The sequence below is a fragment of the Streptomyces sp. NPDC030991 genome (genome assembly GCF_055571235.1).
The window spans coordinates 24944-42585 of sequence record NZ_JBVIFR010000002.1 but is presented as its reverse complement, the minus strand read 5'-3'; the positions used below and the strand labels follow the sequence as shown (position 1 = coordinate 42585).

Annotated in this window: 16 protein-coding genes; 10 read left to right on the top strand and 6 right to left on the bottom strand. The window is 71.9% G+C overall.

Annotation, left to right across the window (positions count from 1 at the left end):
- Window positions 1-88: 88 nt before the first annotated feature.
- Window positions 89-1372, top strand: coding sequence for a sulfite oxidase (locus ACZ45E_RS03895; protein ID WP_468216161.1), 1284 nt, complete (start codon window positions 89-91; stop codon window positions 1370-1372).
- Between the two features lie 135 nt (window positions 1373-1507).
- Here the strand turns inward: ACZ45E_RS03895 and ACZ45E_RS03890 are convergent, their stop codons facing one another.
- On the bottom strand, window positions 1508-3517 hold the full coding sequence (locus ACZ45E_RS03890) for an ABC transporter ATP-binding protein (RefSeq protein WP_468216158.1): 2010 nt from the start codon (window positions 3515-3517) through the stop codon (window positions 1508-1510).
- A 225-nt stretch (window positions 3518-3742) separates the two neighbouring features.
- Here ACZ45E_RS03890 and pcaDC point away from each other — a divergent pair, with 225 nt between their 5' ends.
- Together pcaDC and ACZ45E_RS03880 are read left to right on the top strand one after the other, a co-directional pair.
- On the top strand, window positions 3743-5032 hold the full coding sequence (gene pcaDC, locus ACZ45E_RS03885) for a bifunctional 3-oxoadipate enol-lactonase/4-carboxymuconolactone decarboxylase PcaDC (protein ID WP_468216156.1): 1290 nt from the start codon (window positions 3743-3745) through the stop codon (window positions 5030-5032).
- A gap of 72 nt (window positions 5033-5104) precedes the next feature.
- Window positions 5105-5740, top strand: coding sequence for an MBL fold metallo-hydrolase (locus ACZ45E_RS03880; protein ID WP_468216153.1), 636 nt, complete (start codon window positions 5105-5107; stop codon window positions 5738-5740).
- A gap of 16 nt (window positions 5741-5756) precedes the next feature.
- Here the strand turns inward: ACZ45E_RS03880 and ACZ45E_RS03875 are convergent, their stop codons facing one another.
- Window positions 5757-6332, bottom strand: coding sequence for an isochorismatase family protein (locus ACZ45E_RS03875; protein ID WP_468216150.1), 576 nt, complete (start codon window positions 6330-6332; stop codon window positions 5757-5759).
- 103 nt (window positions 6333-6435) lie between these two features.
- On the opposite strand from ACZ45E_RS03875, the gene ACZ45E_RS03870 reads away from it, so the two are divergent.
- Window positions 6436-7215, top strand: a complete 780-nt coding sequence (locus ACZ45E_RS03870) for an exodeoxyribonuclease III (RefSeq protein WP_468216147.1) — start codon at window positions 6436-6438, stop codon at window positions 7213-7215.
- A gap of 56 nt (window positions 7216-7271) precedes the next feature.
- Here ACZ45E_RS03870 and ACZ45E_RS03865 read toward each other — a convergent pair whose 3' ends face one another.
- Complete coding sequence (locus ACZ45E_RS03865) at window positions 7272-9047, bottom strand: SGNH/GDSL hydrolase family protein (protein ID WP_468216144.1); 1776 nt, start codon at window positions 9045-9047, stop codon at window positions 7272-7274.
- A 166-nt stretch (window positions 9048-9213) separates the two neighbouring features.
- Here ACZ45E_RS03865 and ACZ45E_RS03860 point away from each other — a divergent pair, with 166 nt between their 5' ends.
- From ACZ45E_RS03860 to ACZ45E_RS03840, 5 genes are all read left to right on the top strand, one after another.
- Window positions 9214-9651 carry a DUF6278 family protein gene (locus tag ACZ45E_RS03860; RefSeq protein ID WP_468216142.1) on the top strand — a complete coding sequence of 146 codons (438 nt, stop codon included), beginning with the start codon at window positions 9214-9216 and terminating at the stop codon, window positions 9649-9651.
- A 129-nt stretch (window positions 9652-9780) separates the two neighbouring features.
- Complete coding sequence (locus ACZ45E_RS03855) at window positions 9781-10524, top strand: amino acid ABC transporter ATP-binding protein (protein ID WP_468216139.1); 744 nt, start codon at window positions 9781-9783, stop codon at window positions 10522-10524.
- An 18-nt stretch (window positions 10525-10542) separates the two neighbouring features.
- Window positions 10543-11454, top strand: coding sequence for a glutamate ABC transporter substrate-binding protein (locus tag ACZ45E_RS03850; RefSeq protein WP_468216137.1), 912 nt, complete (start codon window positions 10543-10545; stop codon window positions 11452-11454).
- 10 nt (window positions 11455-11464) lie between these two features.
- Window positions 11465-12109, top strand: coding sequence for an amino acid ABC transporter permease (locus tag ACZ45E_RS03845; RefSeq protein ID WP_468216134.1), 645 nt, complete (start codon window positions 11465-11467; stop codon window positions 12107-12109).
- Window positions 12106-12975 carry an amino acid ABC transporter permease gene (locus ACZ45E_RS03840; RefSeq protein ID WP_468216132.1) on the top strand — a complete coding sequence of 290 codons (870 nt, stop codon included), beginning with the start codon at window positions 12106-12108 and terminating at the stop codon, window positions 12973-12975. Before ACZ45E_RS03845 ends, ACZ45E_RS03840 begins: the two co-directional genes overlap by 4 nt.
- A 164-nt stretch (window positions 12976-13139) precedes the next feature.
- On the opposite strand, the gene ACZ45E_RS03835 is transcribed toward ACZ45E_RS03840, so the two are convergent.
- Window positions 13140-13898, bottom strand: a complete 759-nt coding sequence (locus ACZ45E_RS03835; RefSeq protein ID WP_468216130.1) for a hypothetical protein — start codon at window positions 13896-13898, stop codon at window positions 13140-13142.
- A 104-nt stretch (window positions 13899-14002) separates the two neighbouring features.
- Here ACZ45E_RS03835 and ggt point away from each other — a divergent pair, with 104 nt between their 5' ends.
- Window positions 14003-15817 carry a gamma-glutamyltransferase gene (gene ggt, locus ACZ45E_RS03830; protein ID WP_468216128.1) on the top strand — a complete coding sequence of 605 codons (1815 nt, stop codon included), beginning with the start codon at window positions 14003-14005 and terminating at the stop codon, window positions 15815-15817.
- A gap of 19 nt (window positions 15818-15836) precedes the next feature.
- Here ggt and ACZ45E_RS03825 read toward each other — a convergent pair whose 3' ends face one another.
- Entirely contained in the window at window positions 15837-16646 is an 810-nt protein-coding gene (locus tag ACZ45E_RS03825) for an ABC transporter permease (protein ID WP_468216126.1), read from the bottom strand.
- On the bottom strand, window positions 16643-17557 hold the full coding sequence (locus tag ACZ45E_RS03820; RefSeq protein ID WP_468216124.1) for an ATP-binding cassette domain-containing protein: 915 nt from the start codon (window positions 17555-17557) through the stop codon (window positions 16643-16645). The genes ACZ45E_RS03825 and ACZ45E_RS03820 overlap by 4 nt, the downstream gene beginning before the upstream one ends.
- Window positions 17558-17642: the final 85 nt, after the last annotated feature.

Below are 17642 nucleotides of genomic sequence, written 5' to 3'. Positions count from 1 at the left end.
GCCCTGGGGTGCGTGCTGTTGTGAACAGCGCGTTGCGGTACGGGAGTTGCTCTGGGCCTGGACGCCGGGAGCTTCCTACACTCGCCGCGTGACGACACCGAACGAGGCACACGACACGGCGCTCGACGAGGCCGCCCACGACCGGCGCCGGTTGCGCCAGTGGCTGACGGGCCGGGCCCGCGCCGACGGCGTGGACCGCCGGGACCTGCTGAAACTGCTCGCGGCCGCCGGGGTCGCGTCGGGCCTGCCGACCGTGCTCCCGGCCCCGGCCCGCGCCGCGGCCACGGCCGCGCCCGGCATCGTCAAGCCGCTGCCCGCGGAGCGGTTCACGGTGCGCGGCACCAACGCGGAGGCGAACTTCGCGTCCCTCGCGGGCACCGGTCACTCCACCCCCGTCTCGCACTTCTTCGTACGCAACCACACCTCGACACCCCGCATCGACGCGACCGCGTGGGAGTTGAAGGTCTGGGGCAGTGGTCTCGCGGGGGAGGGGCGGACGTTCACCCTCGCGGATCTCAAGCACCTGCCCGCCGTGACCCGTTCCTCCTTCATCGAGTGCGCGGGCAACGGCCGCAGTTTCTATGCCGAACAGCAGGGCCGGGCCGCCGAGGGCACCGCCTGGACCCTGGGCGCGATCGGCTCGGCCCGCTGGCGCGGCGCCCGGCTCGCCGACGTCCTGCGCCTGGCCGGCATCCGGCCGGACGCGGTCGACGTCCTGCCGCGCGGCCTCGACGCGGACTACGTCACGGCGGACGGCACGAACCTGGGCCGGGTGCGCCGGCCGCTGCCCGTGTCGAAGGCGCTCGACGACGTGATCCTCGCCTACGAGATGAACGGCGAGCCCCTCCCGCCGGACCACGGCGCCCCGGTCCGCGTCGTCGTCCCCTCCTGGGTCGGCATCGCGTCGATCAAGTGGGTGGGGGACATAGAGGTGTCCCGGGAGCCGCTCCTCTCACCCTGGAACACGACTTTCTACCGCCTGTTCGGCGACGCGTACCCGGCCGGGGGCAGCGCCCCGCTCACCCGGCAGACCCTGAAGTCCGCCTTCGAACTCCCCTGGAACGCCGCCTTCTCCGCGCATTCCGGCCACCGCCTGACGGGCCGCTCCTGGTCGGGCGCCGGCACTGTCGCCCGCGTCGACGTCAGCACGGACGCGGGCCGTACCTGGCAGCGTGCCCAGCTCCACGACACCCCGCGGCGCGCCGACTGGGTCCGCTGGTCCACGCGTTGGCACCCCACGGCCACGGGCCCGACGGAGCTCCTGGCCCGGGCCACGGACACGACGGGCCGTACGCAGCCGGAGACGACGGTGTTCAACACCCAGGGCTACCTGTTCGACGCGGTGGTGCGGCACGCGGTCACCGTCGTCTGAGGCGACGGCCGGGTCCCGGCGAGACGGGCGCCCGGCAACGAGAGCCGTCGCCATCAGCGGCAGCACGAGCAACTCCCAACGGAGCAGCCCGGGACGGCCTGCCCTGACGGCACATCAGTCACCGCACACGGGAGGTCAGTTCGGATCGGCGATGGACGGCCGGCCCGACTGGCCGGGCTGCATCGACCGGGCCGGCCCGGGAAGCGTCCGGGCGGGCTCGTGGTCGTACTGCTCCGCCTGGAGCCGGTACATCCGCGCGTACCGGCTGGCGGGTTCGGCGGCGAACAGCTCGGCGTGACTGCCCTGTTCGACCAACCGTCCCTCGTCCATGACGAAGATGCGGTCGACGTGGCGGACCGCGGCCATCCGGTGCGTGACCAGGACGATGATGCGGTCGGGCCCGGCGAGACCCAGGATCTGGTCGAAGGCCCGCTGTTCGGCGTCCGGGTCGAGGGCGGACGTCGGCTCGTCCACGATGATCATGCAGGCGTCCCGGAAGTGCGCGCGGGCCAGCCCGATCTTCTGCCACTGCCCGCCGCTGAGATCACTGCCGCCCCTGAACTGCTTGCCCAGCAGCGTCTGCATCCCGTGGGGCAGCGCCGTGATGTCGTGCTCCGCGCCGGCGTACACGGCGGAGACACGCAGCTCCTCCTCGGTGGCCGCGCGTTCGGGCTGGCCGACCCGGATGTTCGCCGCCGCGGTGAAGGGCCAGCGCTCGAAGGTCTGGGTGAGCAGGCTGACGTGGCCGAAGAGCTGGTGCCGGTCGGCCTCGGCGACATCGACGTCGTCCCAGTGGATACGTCCGTCGCCGGGCAGGTGCAGCCCGGACAACAGCCGGACCAGCGTCGACTTGCCCGAACCGTTCGGCCCCACCAGGGCGATCACGCTGCCGAGGTCGATCTGGAACGAGACGTCCCGCACCGCGGGTTCGTCGCGGCCGGGGTAGCGGAAGCCGACCTTCTCCAGACGGATCGACCGGGGCCGCTCGGGCAGCGGAAGACCGCCTTCCGGAATGGCCCGCTCCTCGGCCTTCACCAGGAACTCGGTGAGGTCGTGCACGTACAGGGACTGCTCGTGGAGCTGGCTCATCGTGCTCACCAGGGCGCCGATCCCGGCGGAGCCGGAGTTGATGGCCAGGGTGGCGGTACCGAAGACGGCGACGCTCATGTGCCCGGTGAGGCACAGGGCGATCATCAGCGTGAACGTCAGCAGATAGCCGAGGCCCTGCAACGCGGACGCGGCCAGTTCGGTGCGGGCCTTGTCCTTCGCGAGGCGCTCCTGCTCGCTCTCGGAGGTGTGCGACATGACCTGGAAGTGGTGCAGCAGGAACGCGCCCACGCCGTGGACCCGTACCTCCAGCGCCGCGGTGGTCGAGGTGAGGAGGCTGGACAGCACACGGCTGCCGCGCAGGTGCTCGATCCAGGTCATGGTCGAGAAGTAGCGCTGCTGGGCCACGCGCATCACGCCCCAGCCGCGCGGCGCCACGATCAGGACCAGCATCGGCAGCAGCACCGGGTTCAGCACGAACAGCACACCGCCGGACGCGATCAGCGACAGCACGCTGTTGATCGCGGCGACCGTGGAGCCGATCATGTGCCGGGCCTCGGTGGCCCCGTACTGCGCCCGGTCGATCAGCTCACGGAACGCGCCGTCCTCGATCGCCGCCATCTCGACACGACGGCAGGCGGCCAGATACTGCTCGGACGCGGCCCGCTCCACCTTCGGCTCCAGACTCCCCGCCGCCGCGGTGGACAGGGAAGCGAGGACGGCGTTGACGCACAGCACCAGGGCCATCAGCACCGCGGCGGGCAACGCGTTCCGCAGGCCGCGCACGTCCGTGCCGGCGTCGACGACCGCGTGCAGGGCGGCGTTCACGGCGAGCAGCTTCACCGCGGTGGCCACGCCCTGACCGATCTCGGTGACGCCGACGGTGACCAGCGAACGCCGGTCGGTGCGCCACGCCAGCGCCATCGTCCGCCGGACCAGCCCCGGCAGTGACTTCAAGGCCCCCCACAAGGTGAGGTCCAGGCGGGCGTACTCGTGCTTGCTCCACCCGGAGTCGTAACGCAACGGCCCACCGAACAGCTCCAGTTCGGAGACCGAGACCTTGGGCTCCGCCAGCCGGGGACGACGCAGCACGCGCATCCGACATCACCCCCCATCCCCCCATCCCTACCCCGTCCGATCTGGCCCGGAACGGTGAGCACGCCGTATCCGCGGCGACCGCCGCGACGAGCCGCGCAGGGGGGTCCTGGCCCCCACAGGGCCCGGCACGGTGGATCTTCGCGAAACCATCACAACGTGGGACGGCTTGCGTGGGGTGCCAACCCAGGCACGTGTGAATTTGTGAGATGTGAGACCGTTCTGGGCGTGAGTGAGACACCGAAGAACACCTTGCAGTACCGCTTCGACGGGCCGGCCGACGCCCCTGTCCTGATCTTGGGTCCCTCACTGGGTACGACATGGCACATGTGGGACCGGCAGATACCCGAGCTGGCCAAGCAGTGGCGGGTGTTCCGCTTCGACCTCCCCGGCCACGGCGGCGCCCCCGCCCACCCGGTCGGTTCCGTCGCCGAACTCGCGGACCGGCTCCTCGCCACCCTCGACGAGGCGGGCGTGCAGCGCTTCGGGTACGCGGGGTGTTCGCTCGGCGGCGCGATCGGCGCCGAGCTGGCCCTGCGCCATCCGCAGCGCGTCGCCTCCCTCGCCCTGATCGCGGCGTCACCGCGGTTCGGCACGGCCGACGAGTTCCGCCAGCGCGGCGTCATCGTCCGCAGCAACGGCCTGGACCCCATCGCGCGTACCTCGCCGGAGCGCTGGTTCACGTCCGGGTTCGCCGCCGCGCAGCCCGCGATCACGGACTGGGCCGTCCAGATGGTCCGCACGACGGACCCCGGCTGCTACATCGCCGCCTGCGAGGCGCTCGCCGCCTTCGACATCCGCGCGGAACTGGGCGCCATCGGCGTCCCCACCCTTGTCCTGGTCGGCTCGGAGGACCAGGTCACCGGCCCGGCGCAGGCCCGCACCCTCGTCGCCGGCATCCCCGACGCCCGCCTCGCGGTGGTCCCCGGCGCCTCCCACCTGGCCCCGGTCGAGCAGCCCGCGGCCGTCACCGACCTCCTCGTACGCCACTTCTCCTCGGCCTGGCTGCCCGGCTACGAGACCGGCCAGCACGCCATCGCCGCCACGCCCGTCAAGCCGGTCATCGCGCCGCCGCCCCCGCCGGTCGCCCCCGTCGCCGAGATCTCCGCCGCCGCGCAGCCCGAGGCGGCCGTCAGGCCCGACGCGCACGACGCGGGCCTGAAGGTGCGCCGCGAGGTCCTCGGCGACGCCCACGTGGACCGGGCCCTGGCCGGCGCCGACGACTTCTCCGGCGACTTCCAGGAGCTCATCACGCGCTACGCCTGGGGCGAGATCTGGAACCGCCCCGGCCTGGACCGCCGTATGCGCTCCAGCGTGACGCTGACGGCCCTGGTGGCGGGCGGACACTTCGACGAGCTGGCCGCCCACACGCGCGCGGCCCTGCGCAACGGGCTGACGGCCGACGAGATCAAGGAGATCCTGCTCCAGACGGCTGTCTACTGCGGCGTCCCCGCGGCCAATTCCGCCTTCAAGGTGGCCCAGCAGGTCATCCGCGAGGAGACCACCCCGCCGGAGTGATCCTCAGCCGGGCAGTGGGGGCACCCGGCTCCGGTTGCCCGGACGCCGCCCCCGCGGAGCAGGATGGGACCCATGAAGCTCACGAAGAAGTTCCACTCCTGCGTCCGCCTGGAGAAGGACGGGCAGACCCTGGTCATCGATCCGGGCGGGTTCTCCGAGGAGGACGCGGCCCTCGGCGCCGACGCGATCCTCGTGACCCACGAGCACCCCGACCACTTCGACGAGGCACGGCTGCGCGCCGGGATGGAGGACAACCCCGGCGCGCGGATCTGGACTCTGGGGTCCGTGGCGGAGCGGCTGACCGCGGCGTTCCCGGGCCGCGTCCACACGGTCGGCCACGGGGACACGTTCACCGCGGCCGGGTTCGACGTCCAGGTCCACGGCGAACTGCACGCCGTCATCCACCCGGACATCCCGCGCATCACCAACGTCGGCTACCTCGTCGACGGCGGCACGCTCTTCCACCCGGGCGACGCCCTCACCGTCCCCGACCACCCGGTCGAGACGCTGATGCTGCCCGTCATGGCGCCGTGGAGCAAGATCTCCGAGGTCATCGACTACGTGCGCGAGGTGAAGCCGCGCCGCGCCTACGACATCCACGACGCGCTCCTGACCGATCTGGCCCGGCCGATCTACGACCGGCAGATCGGCGGGCTCGGCGGCGCGGAGCACCTGCGGCTGTCGCCGGGCGGCTCGGCCCAGCTCTGAGGGCCCGGCCCAGGGCCTACCGGCCGAGGAGGGCGAGCACCTCGTCCGTCGTCCCGATCTCGGCGATCCGCGGGAAGATCTTGCCGAAGGCGTGCTCGTGGGACGCGGCGTCCGTGTCGGTCGTCGCGTCCGAGACGATCACCTGGTGGTAGCTGAGCTCGAAGGCGGAGCGCGCGGTCGACTCGACGCCGATCGACGTCGAGATGCCGCCGAGCACGATCTGCGTGACACCGCGCCGGCGCAGCTGGAGGTCCAGCTCGGTGCCGGTGAACGCGCCCCAGTGCCGCTTGGTGATCACGATGTCGTCGCCCAGCGGGCCCAGCTCGGCCGGGAACTCGGCGAACTCGGCCGGCGGCGCCTGGGTGGGCCCGGGCGCCTCGGACCGGCTCACCGGCAGGTCGCCGCCGTCGGGCGACCAGGTCACACGGACGCGGACGACCGGCAGGCCCTTGGCACGGAAGGCGTCGGCGAGCCGGGCGCCGTTCTTCAGCACGTCGCCGGAGGGGTGCACGGTGGGAAGGCCGAGGATGCCGTTCTGGAGGTCGATGAGGACGAGGGCGGGACGCTCGCCGAGGGGGCTGCTGATGCTCATGATGGACAGGCTACCTGTCTGACAGGAAAACTTGCAAGGTTGCCTGTCTATATCCGGCCGTCGCGCAGGCCCGTTGTCGGACCCGCCCGGTAGGTTGTGGGACATGCGCATTGCTACGTGGAACGTGAACTCGATCACCGCGCGCCTCCCGCGCCTCCTCGCCTGGCTGGAGTCCAGCGGCACGGACGTGCTGTGCGTCCAGGAGACCAAGTGCTCGGCGGAGCAGTTCCCCACGGACGAGCTGCGGGAGCTGGGCTACGAGTCGGCGGTGAACGCCAACGGCAGGTGGAACGGGGTGGCGGTGCTCTCCCGCGTCGGTCTTGAGGACGTCGTCAGGGGCCTGCCGGGCGACCCGGGCTACGAGGGCGTCGAGGAGCCCCGCGCCGTCTCCGCGACCTGCGGCCCGGTCCGCGTCTGGTCGGTCTACGTGCCGAACGGCCGCGAGGTGGACCACCCGCACTACGCGTACAAGCTCCAATGGTTCGAGGCGCTGAAGGCGGCCGTGGCGGGCGACGCGGTCGGCTCCCGCCCCTTCGCGGTCATGGGCGACTACAACGTGGCGCCGACGGACGACGACGTCTGGGACATCTCCCTCTTCGAGGGCGCCACACACGTCACCCCGGGGGAGAGGGCCGCCCTCGCCGCCCTCCGCGAGGCGGGCCTCTCCGATGTCGTCCCGCGCCCCCTGAAGTACGACCGCCCGTTCACGTACTGGGACTACCGCCAGCTCGGCTTCCCCAAGAACCGGGGAATGCGCATCGACCTGGTCTACGGGAACACCGCGTTCGCCGGAGCGGTGAAGGACGCGTACGTCGACCGCGAGGAGCGCAAGGGCAAGGGCGCCTCGGACCACGCCCCCGTGGTGGTGGATCTCGACGTGTAGCGCGGCCGGCGGACCGGCGGGGGCCGAGTGATCAGCCCCCGCCGGGCCGCCACGGACTACGGCGCGAGGACCTCCAGGTCGACGGAGTCGGCCAGGGCGCGCAGGCCCGCGTCCCCCGGATGCAGATGGTCGCCGCTGTCGAACTCCGCCCGCATCCGCGACGGCCGCTCCGGGTCCCGCAGCACCGCGTCGAAGTCGAACACCCCGTCGAATCCGGAACCGGGCCCGCGCACATACGCGTTGACGGCCATCCGCTCGGCGTCGGCCGCGGCCGTGCACAGGATCTCGCCCTCGCACGGAGTGATCGTCGCCCCGATCACCTTCAGCCCCCGCGCGTGCGCCCGGTCCACGATCTCCCGCAGCCCGGCCTCGACCTGCCCGGCGCTCGCCCCCCACCGCACGTCGTTGACGCCCTGGAACACCACGACGGTCCGCACCGAGGTCTGCGCGAACACGTCCCGGTCGAGCCGGTGCAGGGCGCTGACCCCGCCGGTGTCCGTGGAGATCCCGTCCCCCGGGTACCGGTCGGCGACGACCCGGTTCGCCGAGATCCCCTCGTCGAGCACGCCGTACCGCGCCACGTCCGACTGGGCGAGGAGCCGGGTGGCCAGCACGTTCGGCCACCGCCGGTTCGCGTTCGGCGTGGACCGCACCCCATCGGTGATGGAGTCGCCGAGCGCCACCACCGAGCCCGGCCCGCCGCTGACATCGACCCCGGTGAGCAGCGGCCAGTACGAGATCGTCGACGTGTACGCCGAGCCCGCCGCCTCCACGGCGTGGTCCCCCGGCTCGCTCACGTACGAGGTCTGGACGGCCTGGCTGTGCACGGGCGCCGCGGCCACCGGCTCCGGCAGATGGAAGCTGACCAGGAGGTTGGCGTCGGCGGGCACGCGGAAGCCCACCGGATCGCTGACCGCCTGGGCGCCGGCCGGGAGCAGGGCCCCCCGCGCGCCCCGGAACGTCAGCGCCACCGGCTTCCCGCGCGCACTCGCCCCGGCCTCCTGCACCGCCACCGACGCGCTCCCGACCCGTACCGGCGTCGAGGCGAACGTGTTGTCGAGACGGATCCGCGCCCGGGGCCCGCCCGCGCTGGTGTGCACGACGAGCCGCACCGTCCGGTCGGCCCACGGCCCCACCGTCGGATATCCGGCCGGGGACGCCGCCCACGTCCCCGTCCACCCCGCGGTGGCGGCGCGCACGGAGAGCGCGAACACGTGCAGCGCGGCGCCGCCCGAGGGGCGCGGCAGCTCCACGGACGCGATCCGGTGGCCCGCCCGCACCGGAACCGTCACCACGTACAGTCGCGTCTTCTCGGTGAGCCGGCCGTCCGGCGTGTTGCGGTGCGCCAGCGCGACCGACTTCGTGGCGAGCGGCCCGGTGCGCCAGTCGGGGGCGGCGAGCGTGTACGCGGACCGGGAGCCGTCCGCGTAGCGCACGACGCCCGCGCCCCGCGCGTCCCCGCCGGTCCCGGCGACGAGGAACGCCAGCGCGTCGCCCCGGCCGGTCACCCGGACCCGCTGCCCGTTCGCCCGTACGTTGTCGGGCCCGGACCCCGCGGTGTCCGGCCAGGTCAGCCGGGCCCGCTCGACCTCCAGGCGGCGTCCGGGTGTCCAGCCCGCCGCGGTGAGGTCCTGCGCGGACAGTGAGCCGCCCGCGCCGTCGAAGTTCGCCTCGTCGGGCGAACGGTCGTCACTGACGGCCCGGTTGTCGAAGAGCCGCTCCAGGGGGAGCGGCCCGGGTCTGTGCGGGGTGGTCGCCCCGGCTGTCGTGACGGGGGAGAGCCCCGCGCAGACGGCCAGTAGGACGGCGGTTCCCCAGATGCGTCGGCGCAAGACCGGCTCCCTCCGTGCTGCGGCTGGCGTGACAGGTGCGCCATGAAGGTAGGGAGGGGGTGGTGACGCGTCAACGAGGTGCGGCCGACGGAGGCGTGAACTCGCCCGTAACGTAGGCCAGCGCGCCTGTGGTGCGAGGACGGGACCGGATGCGAGGCTGGGTGATATGAAGATCCCTTTCGTGGGCAATTGGCGCAAGAGGCACGGTGCGGCGGCCGTGGCCGTCTTCTCGCCGGACGGTGCCGACGCCGACGGTGTCGCCGAACTCCTCGCCGAGTGCGAGCTGTTGCGCACCCAGGCGGAGCAGTCCGGGGTCGAACTCGACGACTCGGTGGGGTCGTTGGCGGCGCTCGACCAGCTCGTACCCCGCTGGCGGGAGGACGAGGAGGCGCTGCACTGGCTCGGCAACGACGCCGGCCTGTACCTCGGCACCGTCCTGGTGCACCGGGTGCCGGGCGCCGCCTGGGTGATCTGGCCCGACGGGCAGCCGGTGGTGCGCCTGGCGTCCGGCCGTGAGATCGACGTGGTGGAGGCCGGCCACGCCTGGGCGGCGAGCGGGGCACCGGAGTTGTCCCAGTTCTACGCGGAGGCCGCCGAGTCGTAACCCAGCGGCCGGAAGGCAGGAGAGCCGCAAATACGGTTAATGCCCATAAGTGCGTGTCGTCTGTTAAGTCCCATATCGGCGTGGATAGTTTGCGCGGACCGACACAGCTGAGAGTGGGCAGGTACTGCCATGGCCGTCGATCCGTTGATCGAGCTGCGCGACGTGAACAAGTACTACGGGGAGCTGCATGTCCTCCAGGACATCGATCTCACCGTCGGCAAGGGGGAGGTGGTGGTGGTCATCGGCCCCTCGGGGTCGGGGAAGTCGACGCTCTGCCGGACGATCAACCGCCTGGAGACCATCCAGTCCGGCTCCATCCGCCTCGACGGAAAGCCGCTGCCCGAGGAGGGCCGGGCGCTCGCCCAGCTCCGCGCCGAAGTGGGCATGGTCTTCCAGTCCTTCAACCTCTTCGCGCACAAGACGGTCCTGCAGAACGTCTCCCTCGCCCAGGTGAAGGTCAGGAAGCGCAGGAAGGACGAGGCCGACAAGCGCTCCCGCGAACTGCTCGACCGGGTCGGACTCGCCGCGCACGCGGACAAGTTCCCCGCGCAGATGTCCGGCGGCCAGCAGCAGCGCGTGGCCATCGCCCGCGCCCTGGCCATGGACCCCAAGGCCCTGCTCTTCGACGAGCCGACCTCGGCCCTCGACCCCGAAATGATCAACGAGGTCCTGGAGGTCATGCAGCAACTGGCCCGCGAGGGCATGACGATGGTCGTCGTCACCCATGAGATGGGCTTCGCCCGCACCGCCGCGGACCGCGTCGTCTTCATGGCCGACGGCAGGGTCGTCGAGGACCGCGCCCCCGAGGACTTCTTCACCCACCCCGAGAGCGAGCGCGCCCGGGACTTCCTCTCCAAGATCCTCAAGCACTGACGGGGAGGTGCAGCACGCATGATGCGCAAGGCGCTACACCTGGTCGCCGCCCTGGCCGTGACGGCCCTCGCCGCCACCGCCTGCGGCAAGGAAGGCAGCCCGCCCACCAAGGGCCCGTCGGGCGACGAACTCCCCCGGTACGCGGTCGCGCGAGGGTTCTCGCTGCCCGCCTCCCGTACGTGGACGAAGGCGAGGCAGCGCGGGCACTTCGTCGTCGGCGCCAAGGAGGACCAGCCCTACCTCGGCGAGAAGAACCCGGCGAACGGCGTCTACTCCGGATTCGACATCGAGATCGCCAAAATGATCTCGGCCTCCCTCGGCCTCGACCCGAAGAAGATCACCTTCAAGACGATCGCCTCCGCCAACCGTGAGACGGCCCTGCAGAACGGCCAGATCGACTACTACGTCGGCACGTACACCATCAACGACAACCGCAAGAAGCTCGTCGGCTTCGCCGGGCCCTACTACATGGCGGGCCAGTCCCTGCTCGTCCGCACCGACGAGGACGACATCGACGGGCCGCGGGACCTGGACGGCAAGCGCGTCTGCTCGGCCGCGGGATCGACCCCGTACCAGCGCATCCAGGCCGACCACCCGAAGGCCGAACTCGTCGCCTACGACACGTACTCGATCTGCGTCGACAACCTGCTGACCTACCAGGTCGACGCCGTCACCACCGACGACGCGATCCTGCTCGGCTTCGCCGCCAAGGCCCCCGACGAACTGAAGCTCGCCGGCAAGCCGTTCTCCGAGGAGCCCTACGGCATCGGCCTCCCGAAGAGCGACAACGCGCTGCGCTCCGCCATGAACGACGCCCTGCAGGCCCGCCAGAAGAACGGGGACTGGAAGCGGGCCTTCGAGGCCACGCTCGGCCTCTCCGGCACGCCCGCGCCGAAGCCGCCGCCCATCGACCGCTATCCGGCGAGCTGAGGAGCGTCACGTGAATGTCCTGACCGACAATGTCTCGACGTACTGGAAGGGCTTCCTCGGTACCGTCGAACTCACCGTCTACGCCTCGATCCTCGCCCTCGTGCTCGGCTTCGTCATGGCGTCCTTCCGCGTCGCGCCCGTCGGCTCCTTCCGCGCCCTCGGCACCGCCTGGGTCACCATCCTGCGCAACACCCCGCTCACCCTGCTGTTCTTCGCGGTGCTGCTCGGCCTGCCACGCTTCGGGCTCGTCCTGCCCTTCACCGTCTTCGCGGTGCTCGCGCTCGGCTGCTACACCTCGGCGTTCATCTGCGAGGCGCTGCGCTCCGGCATCAACACCGTGCCGAGGGGACAGGGCGAGGCGGCCCGCAGCCTCGGCATGACGTTCGGCCAGACCCTGACCACGGTGATCCTGCCGCAGGCCTTCCGGTCCGTGATCCCGCCGGTCGGCTCCACGCTCATCGCGCTCGCCAAGAACTCGGCGATCGCGGGCGCGTTCAGCGTCGTCGAGCTGCTCGGCACGTACAAGACGCTCAGCGAACTCGGCTACAACATCATCTGGACGTTCGTCTGGATCGCCGTCGGCTACCTCATCATCACGCTGGCCATCAGCGCGGTCTTCAACCTCCTCGAGAAGCGTTGGGGGGTCGCCCGGTGAAAGCCCTCGACCACAGCGCCACCGCCCTCTACGACATCCCCGGCCCGAGGACCGAGCGCAGGCACCGGCTGTACGGGCTGCTCTCCACCCTGCTCGTGCTCGCGCTCGTCGGCTGGCTGCTCTACCTGCTCTTCGACACCGACCAGTTCACGCGCACGAAGTGGATGCCCTTCGAGTACAAGGGCATCCAGGAACTGCTGCTGCGCGGGCTCGGCAACACGCTAAAGGCGTTCGCCCTCGCGGCCGTGCTCTCGCTCGCGCTCGGCACGCTCCTCGCGGTCGGGCGCCTCTCCGACCACCGGCCCGTGCGCCGGCTCGCCACGCTCCTCGTCGAGTTCTTCCGCGCCATGCCGGTCCTCGTGATGATCTTCTTCATCTACGTGGCCCTGAAGATGGAGCCGCTCTCCGCGCTCGTCGCGGGCCTGACCCTCTACAACGGCTCGGTGCTCGCCGAGGTGTTCCGCTCCGGCATCAACTCCGTGGAGCGCGGGCAGCACGAGGCGGCGTACGCGCTCGGGATGCGCAAGACGCAGGTCATGACGCACGTCCTCGTGCCGCAGGCCGTACGGGCGATGCTGCCCGCCATCATCAGTCAGTTGGTGGTCGCTCTGAAGGACACCTCGCTCGGCTATTTGATCACCTATGAGGAGTTCCTCCACGCCGGGAAGCTGATCGCGTCCAACCTCGACTACGATTTGCCCTTCATCCCGGTGGTGATGGTGATCTCGCCGATCTACATCGGGATGTGCATGGTGCTGTCGTGGTTCGCCCAATGGGTGTCCAGGCGCCAGCGGCGCAATCCCAAGACGGACGCCGCGGACGTTGCCGCGGCCGAACCAGGGACGCTGCTGCCGGGGGTGCAGTAGGCGGAGCATGGGCAGTCCACGCCCAGCAGCCGGAGATCACTCCGCACGACGAGTGCGGGGAAGGTCAGCTGCGCGCGGGACGGGACGCGCCTGCTTGCCGAGGCCGAGCGGGCCCCTGTCGCATTCGTACGCGACAGGGGCACCGCTCCCCTTGGTTCTCCGGGCTATGTGGCGCGGTGCGAGGTGCGCTGCGCCACCGGAACCGGGAGGGGCGTCTGGGCGGCCCGGGTGACATCGGATACCAGTTCGACGACGTCGGGCCCGTAGGCCTGGGAGTTGACGACCTTCAGGAGCAGCACGAACGAGGTGTTGCCGTGCTTGCGGGCGAGGCGCTCGTGGTGGCGGGCGAGATAGCGGCTGGCGGCCTGGTTGGTGACGGGGAGCTGGCCGCAGAAGAGGAACGCCGGCCTCGCCTCCTTGGCCTGGCCCGCGGTCAGCCGCGCGAGGACCACGTACTCGGTGATCCCGGGCTCCAGCCGATAACGCTCGGAGCCGATCTGGAAGGCGCCGCGGTCCGGGCCCGGTTCGGGGTCGGTGTTGACGCGGATGCCGGGCAGCAGGCTCACCATGTGCGCGGCCATCCGCCGGTTCGAGGCGGGCCCTCCGACGCAGAACTCCGTACGCTCGCCGAAGCCCTGCTGGGCCGTGTCGTGGGCGACGATCTGCGCGTGGGCGCCGCAGTCCTTGATGAGCGCGGACAGTTCGAGCAGCGCGAAGACGTCGTGGCGCTTCACCGTCAGCTCGGGGCCGCCCGCGTCGCGGTTCACCACGAGCAGCGACTCGGAGTTGTCGGGCAGCCCGAAGAAGCCCTGCTTGCGGCGGAGCCTGCGCTTCCACACGTAGGTGCGGGCGAGCCAGCCCAGCCCGGCGCTGATACCCGCGGCGATCAGGCCGAGGACGATGTTGCGCACGTCGTCAGTCATGGGGGCGCACTCTAGCCAACGGACGCAACCGTGTTCGAGGGGGACCTGACGGCTTCCCGAGAGTCAAGTTACGCTGCGCGGACGGCTGTTGACCGGAGGTATTGATGAGACGTTCAGTCGGGCGGAATCTGTCGCTGTGCGCGGTCGCGGTGGCCATGGTGGCGGTCGGGGCGGCGGCGCCCCCTTCGTCGGCCTCCGGTGGCTCCGCGGGCGGCGTGAAGAAGGTGCCGGTCGCCGTCGGGTACGGCGGCGCCGTGGCGAGCGTCGACGCGGACGCCTCGGCGGCGGGCATCGAGGTACTGCGCAACGGGGGCAACGCGGTGGACGCCGCGGTGGCCACCGCCGCGGCGCTCGGCGTGACCGAGCCGTACTCCGCGGGCGTCGGCGGAGGCGGCTACTTCGTCTACTACGACGCCCAGTCCCGCAAGGTGCACACCATCGACGGCCGCGAGACGGCGCCGCTGACGGCGGGATCCGATCTGTTCCTGGAGAACGGCAAGCCGCTCGCCTTCAACGACGCGGTCACCAGCGGCCTGGGCGTCGGGACCCCCGGCACCCCGGCCACGTGGCAGTCCGCGCTGGACGCGTGGGGCAGCAAGCGGCTCGGTACGGTGCTGAGGCCCGCGGAGAAGCTGGCGCGCTCCGGGTTCACCGTCGACGGCACGTTCCGCTCGCAGACCGCCTCGAACGAGGCCCGCTTCCGCTACTTCCCCGACACGGCGAAGCTGTTCCTGCCGGGCGGGCAGCTGCCGGTCGTCGGCTCCACGTTCAAGAACCCCGACCTGGCGCGCACCTACCGCGAACTGGGCAGCAGGGGCGTCGGGGCGCTGTACCGCGGGGACATCGGCGCCGATGTCGTGCGGACCGTCAACAAGCCGCCGGTGGACCCGGCGTCGGGCTACGTCGCCCGTCCGGGCAAGCTGTCGGCGAAGGACCTGAGGGCCTACGCCACCAAGTACCGGGCCCCGACGAAGACCTCGTACCGCGGCCTCGGCGTCTACTCCATGGCGCCGTCCTCGTCCGGGGGCACGACCGTCGGCGAGGCCCTCAACATCCTTCAGGACACGGACCTCTCGAAGGCGTCCGACGTGCGCTACCTGCACCGGTTCATCGAGGCGAGCCGTATCGCGTTCGCCGACCGGGGCCGCTGGGTCGGCGACCCGGCCTTCGAGGACGTACCGACCAAGCAGTTGCTGTCGCAGCGGTTCGCCGACGCGCGGGGCTGCCTCATCAAGGACGACGCCGTGCTCACCAGCCCGCTCGCGCCGGGCGACCCCAGGCACCCGGGAACGTGCGGCAAGCCCGGTGACAAGGCGGCGCCGACGACGTTCGAGGGTGAGAACACCACGCACCTGACCGCCGCCGACAAATGGGGCAACGTCGTCTCCTACACCCTCACCATCGAGTCGACCGGCGGCAGCGGCATCACCGTGCCGGGCCGCGGCTTCCTGCTCAACAACGAACTGACCGACTTCTCCTTCGCCCCCGCGAACCCGGCCGTGCACGACCCGAACCTGCCGGGCCCGGGCAAGCGGCCGCGCTCCTCGATCTCGCCGACCATCGTGCTCGACAAGGCGAACAAGCCCGTCGTCGCGCTCGGTTCGCCCGGCGGCGCCACCATCATCACCACCGTGCTCCAGACCCTCACCGGCTTCCTCGACCGGGGCCTGCCGCTCGTCGACGCCATCGCGGCGCCCCGCGCCAGCCAGCGCAACGCCGCGCAGACCGAGCTCGAACCCGGCCTCTACGACAGCCCGCTCCGGGCGGAGCTGGCGGCCATCGGGCACTCCTTCAAGGCCAACCCGGAGATCGGCGCCGCCACCGGTGTGCAGCGCCTGCCCGGCGGCAAGTGGCTCGCCGCAGCCGAGACGGTGCGGCGCGGCGGCGGCTCGGCGATGGTGGTCAGCCCCGCCGGGTGACACGGCGTCCGCGGGGACCTCACACGTCCCTGCGGCCCACCACGAACAGGGCGAGCGCGACGGCCACCAGCGGCCAGGCGGCGAACACCGCCCAGGCCCCGGCGACCGTCGCGCCGCCGTACACCTCGGGACCCCAGCCGTACAGCGCCACGAGGCGCTGCCAGGCGCTCTGCACCATCAGCTGGTGCACCCGCTCCACCCACGGCTCCCGCGCGCCGAAGAAGAGCGGCAGCATCAGCAGCAGGAAGACCGTCCCCACGACGGCCGTCGCACTGTGCCGCACCAGGACGCCCAGGCCGAACCCGGTCACCGCGCACACCGGAGCCAGCAGCGCGGAGGCCGCCACCGCGCGCAGCGACGCGGGGTCCGTGAGGGACGCGGCCACGTCCCGGCCGCTCAGGATCGTCTGGGACACCGCGAACGACCCCAGGGCGCAGACGAGCCCGACACCGGTCCACAGCAGCGCGGTCACCACCGCCTTGGCCAGCATGACCGCCCGGCGCGCCGGCACCGCGGCCGTCGTCGTCCGGATCAGGCCGCTGCCGTACTCGCTGACGACGATGATGGCGCCGACGCTCCCCGCCGCCAGCATCAGCGTCACATAACCCTCGGCGGGGAACGCGTCGCCCAGCGAGAAGACGTGTTCGCGCCGGGCGGCCGCGTCGAGCCGGGGGAAGTCCTGGTAATCACTCCACGCCGCCGACGCCGCGGTGACCAGGACGGTCAGGGTGACGAGCGCCAGGATCCAGGGCGTGGAGCGCAGCGAGCGAATCTTGATCCACTCGGCGGCGAGCAGATCCGGGAAGCGGGCCCGGGTGACGACGCTCATCGGGCGGCCCCCGCCGGGTAGTCGACGCGATCCGCGGTCAGTTCCATGAAGGCTTCCTCCAACGAGGCGGTACGGGTGGTCAGTTCATGCAGGGGGAGCCGGTGCTCCAGGGCGAGCGCGCCGATCCGTGCGGCGGACGCCCCCGTCACCAGGAGCCGCTCCGCGCCCTCGGGCACGGCGTCGGCGCCGGCCGCCCGCAGATAGCCGGCGAGCTCGGCGGCGCGCGGCGTGCCCACCACGACGCCGACCCGCTCGGCGCGCGCCGCGAAGACCCGCAACGGTTCGGCCGCGACGAGCCGGCCCCGGCCGATCACCACCAGCTCGTCGGCCGTGGACTGCATCTCGGACATCAGATGGCTGGACAGGAAGACCGTGCGGCCCTCGGCGGCCAGGCGCCGGAAGAGTCCGCGCAGCCACAGCACCCCTTCGGGGTCCATGCCGTTGAACGGCTCGTCGAACAGCAGCACCGGTGGGTCCCCGAGCAGCGCCGCCGCCACCCCGAGCCGCTGTTTCATGCCGAGCGAGAAGCCACCGACACGGCGTCGCGCGGCCTCGGCGAGACCGACCTCGGCCAGTACGTCCGCGACCCGCCGCCCCGGCAGCCCGTTGGAGCGGGCGAGCGCCGCCAGATGGGCATGGGCCGAGCGGCCGCCGTGCACCTGCTGCGCGTCGAGCAGCGCGCCGGCGTGCCGCAGGCCGCGCGGGCGGGAGGCGAACGGCACGCCGCCCACCGCGGTGCCGCCCGCGTCCGGCGCGTCCAGGCCGAGGATCACCCGCAGCGTGGTGGACTTGCCCGCGCCGTTGGGGCCGAGGAACCCGGTGACGACGCCGGGGCGCACGGTGAAGGAGAGAGTGTCGACGGCCGTCCTGCGGCGGCCGTACCGCTTGGTGAGTTCGCTGACTTCGATCACGTGGACCACCGTGCCGCGCGGCCCCGCGGCCGCACATCGGTCCCCGGGATGCATCCCGGGGACCGATGCCACGGACCTCCCCGCC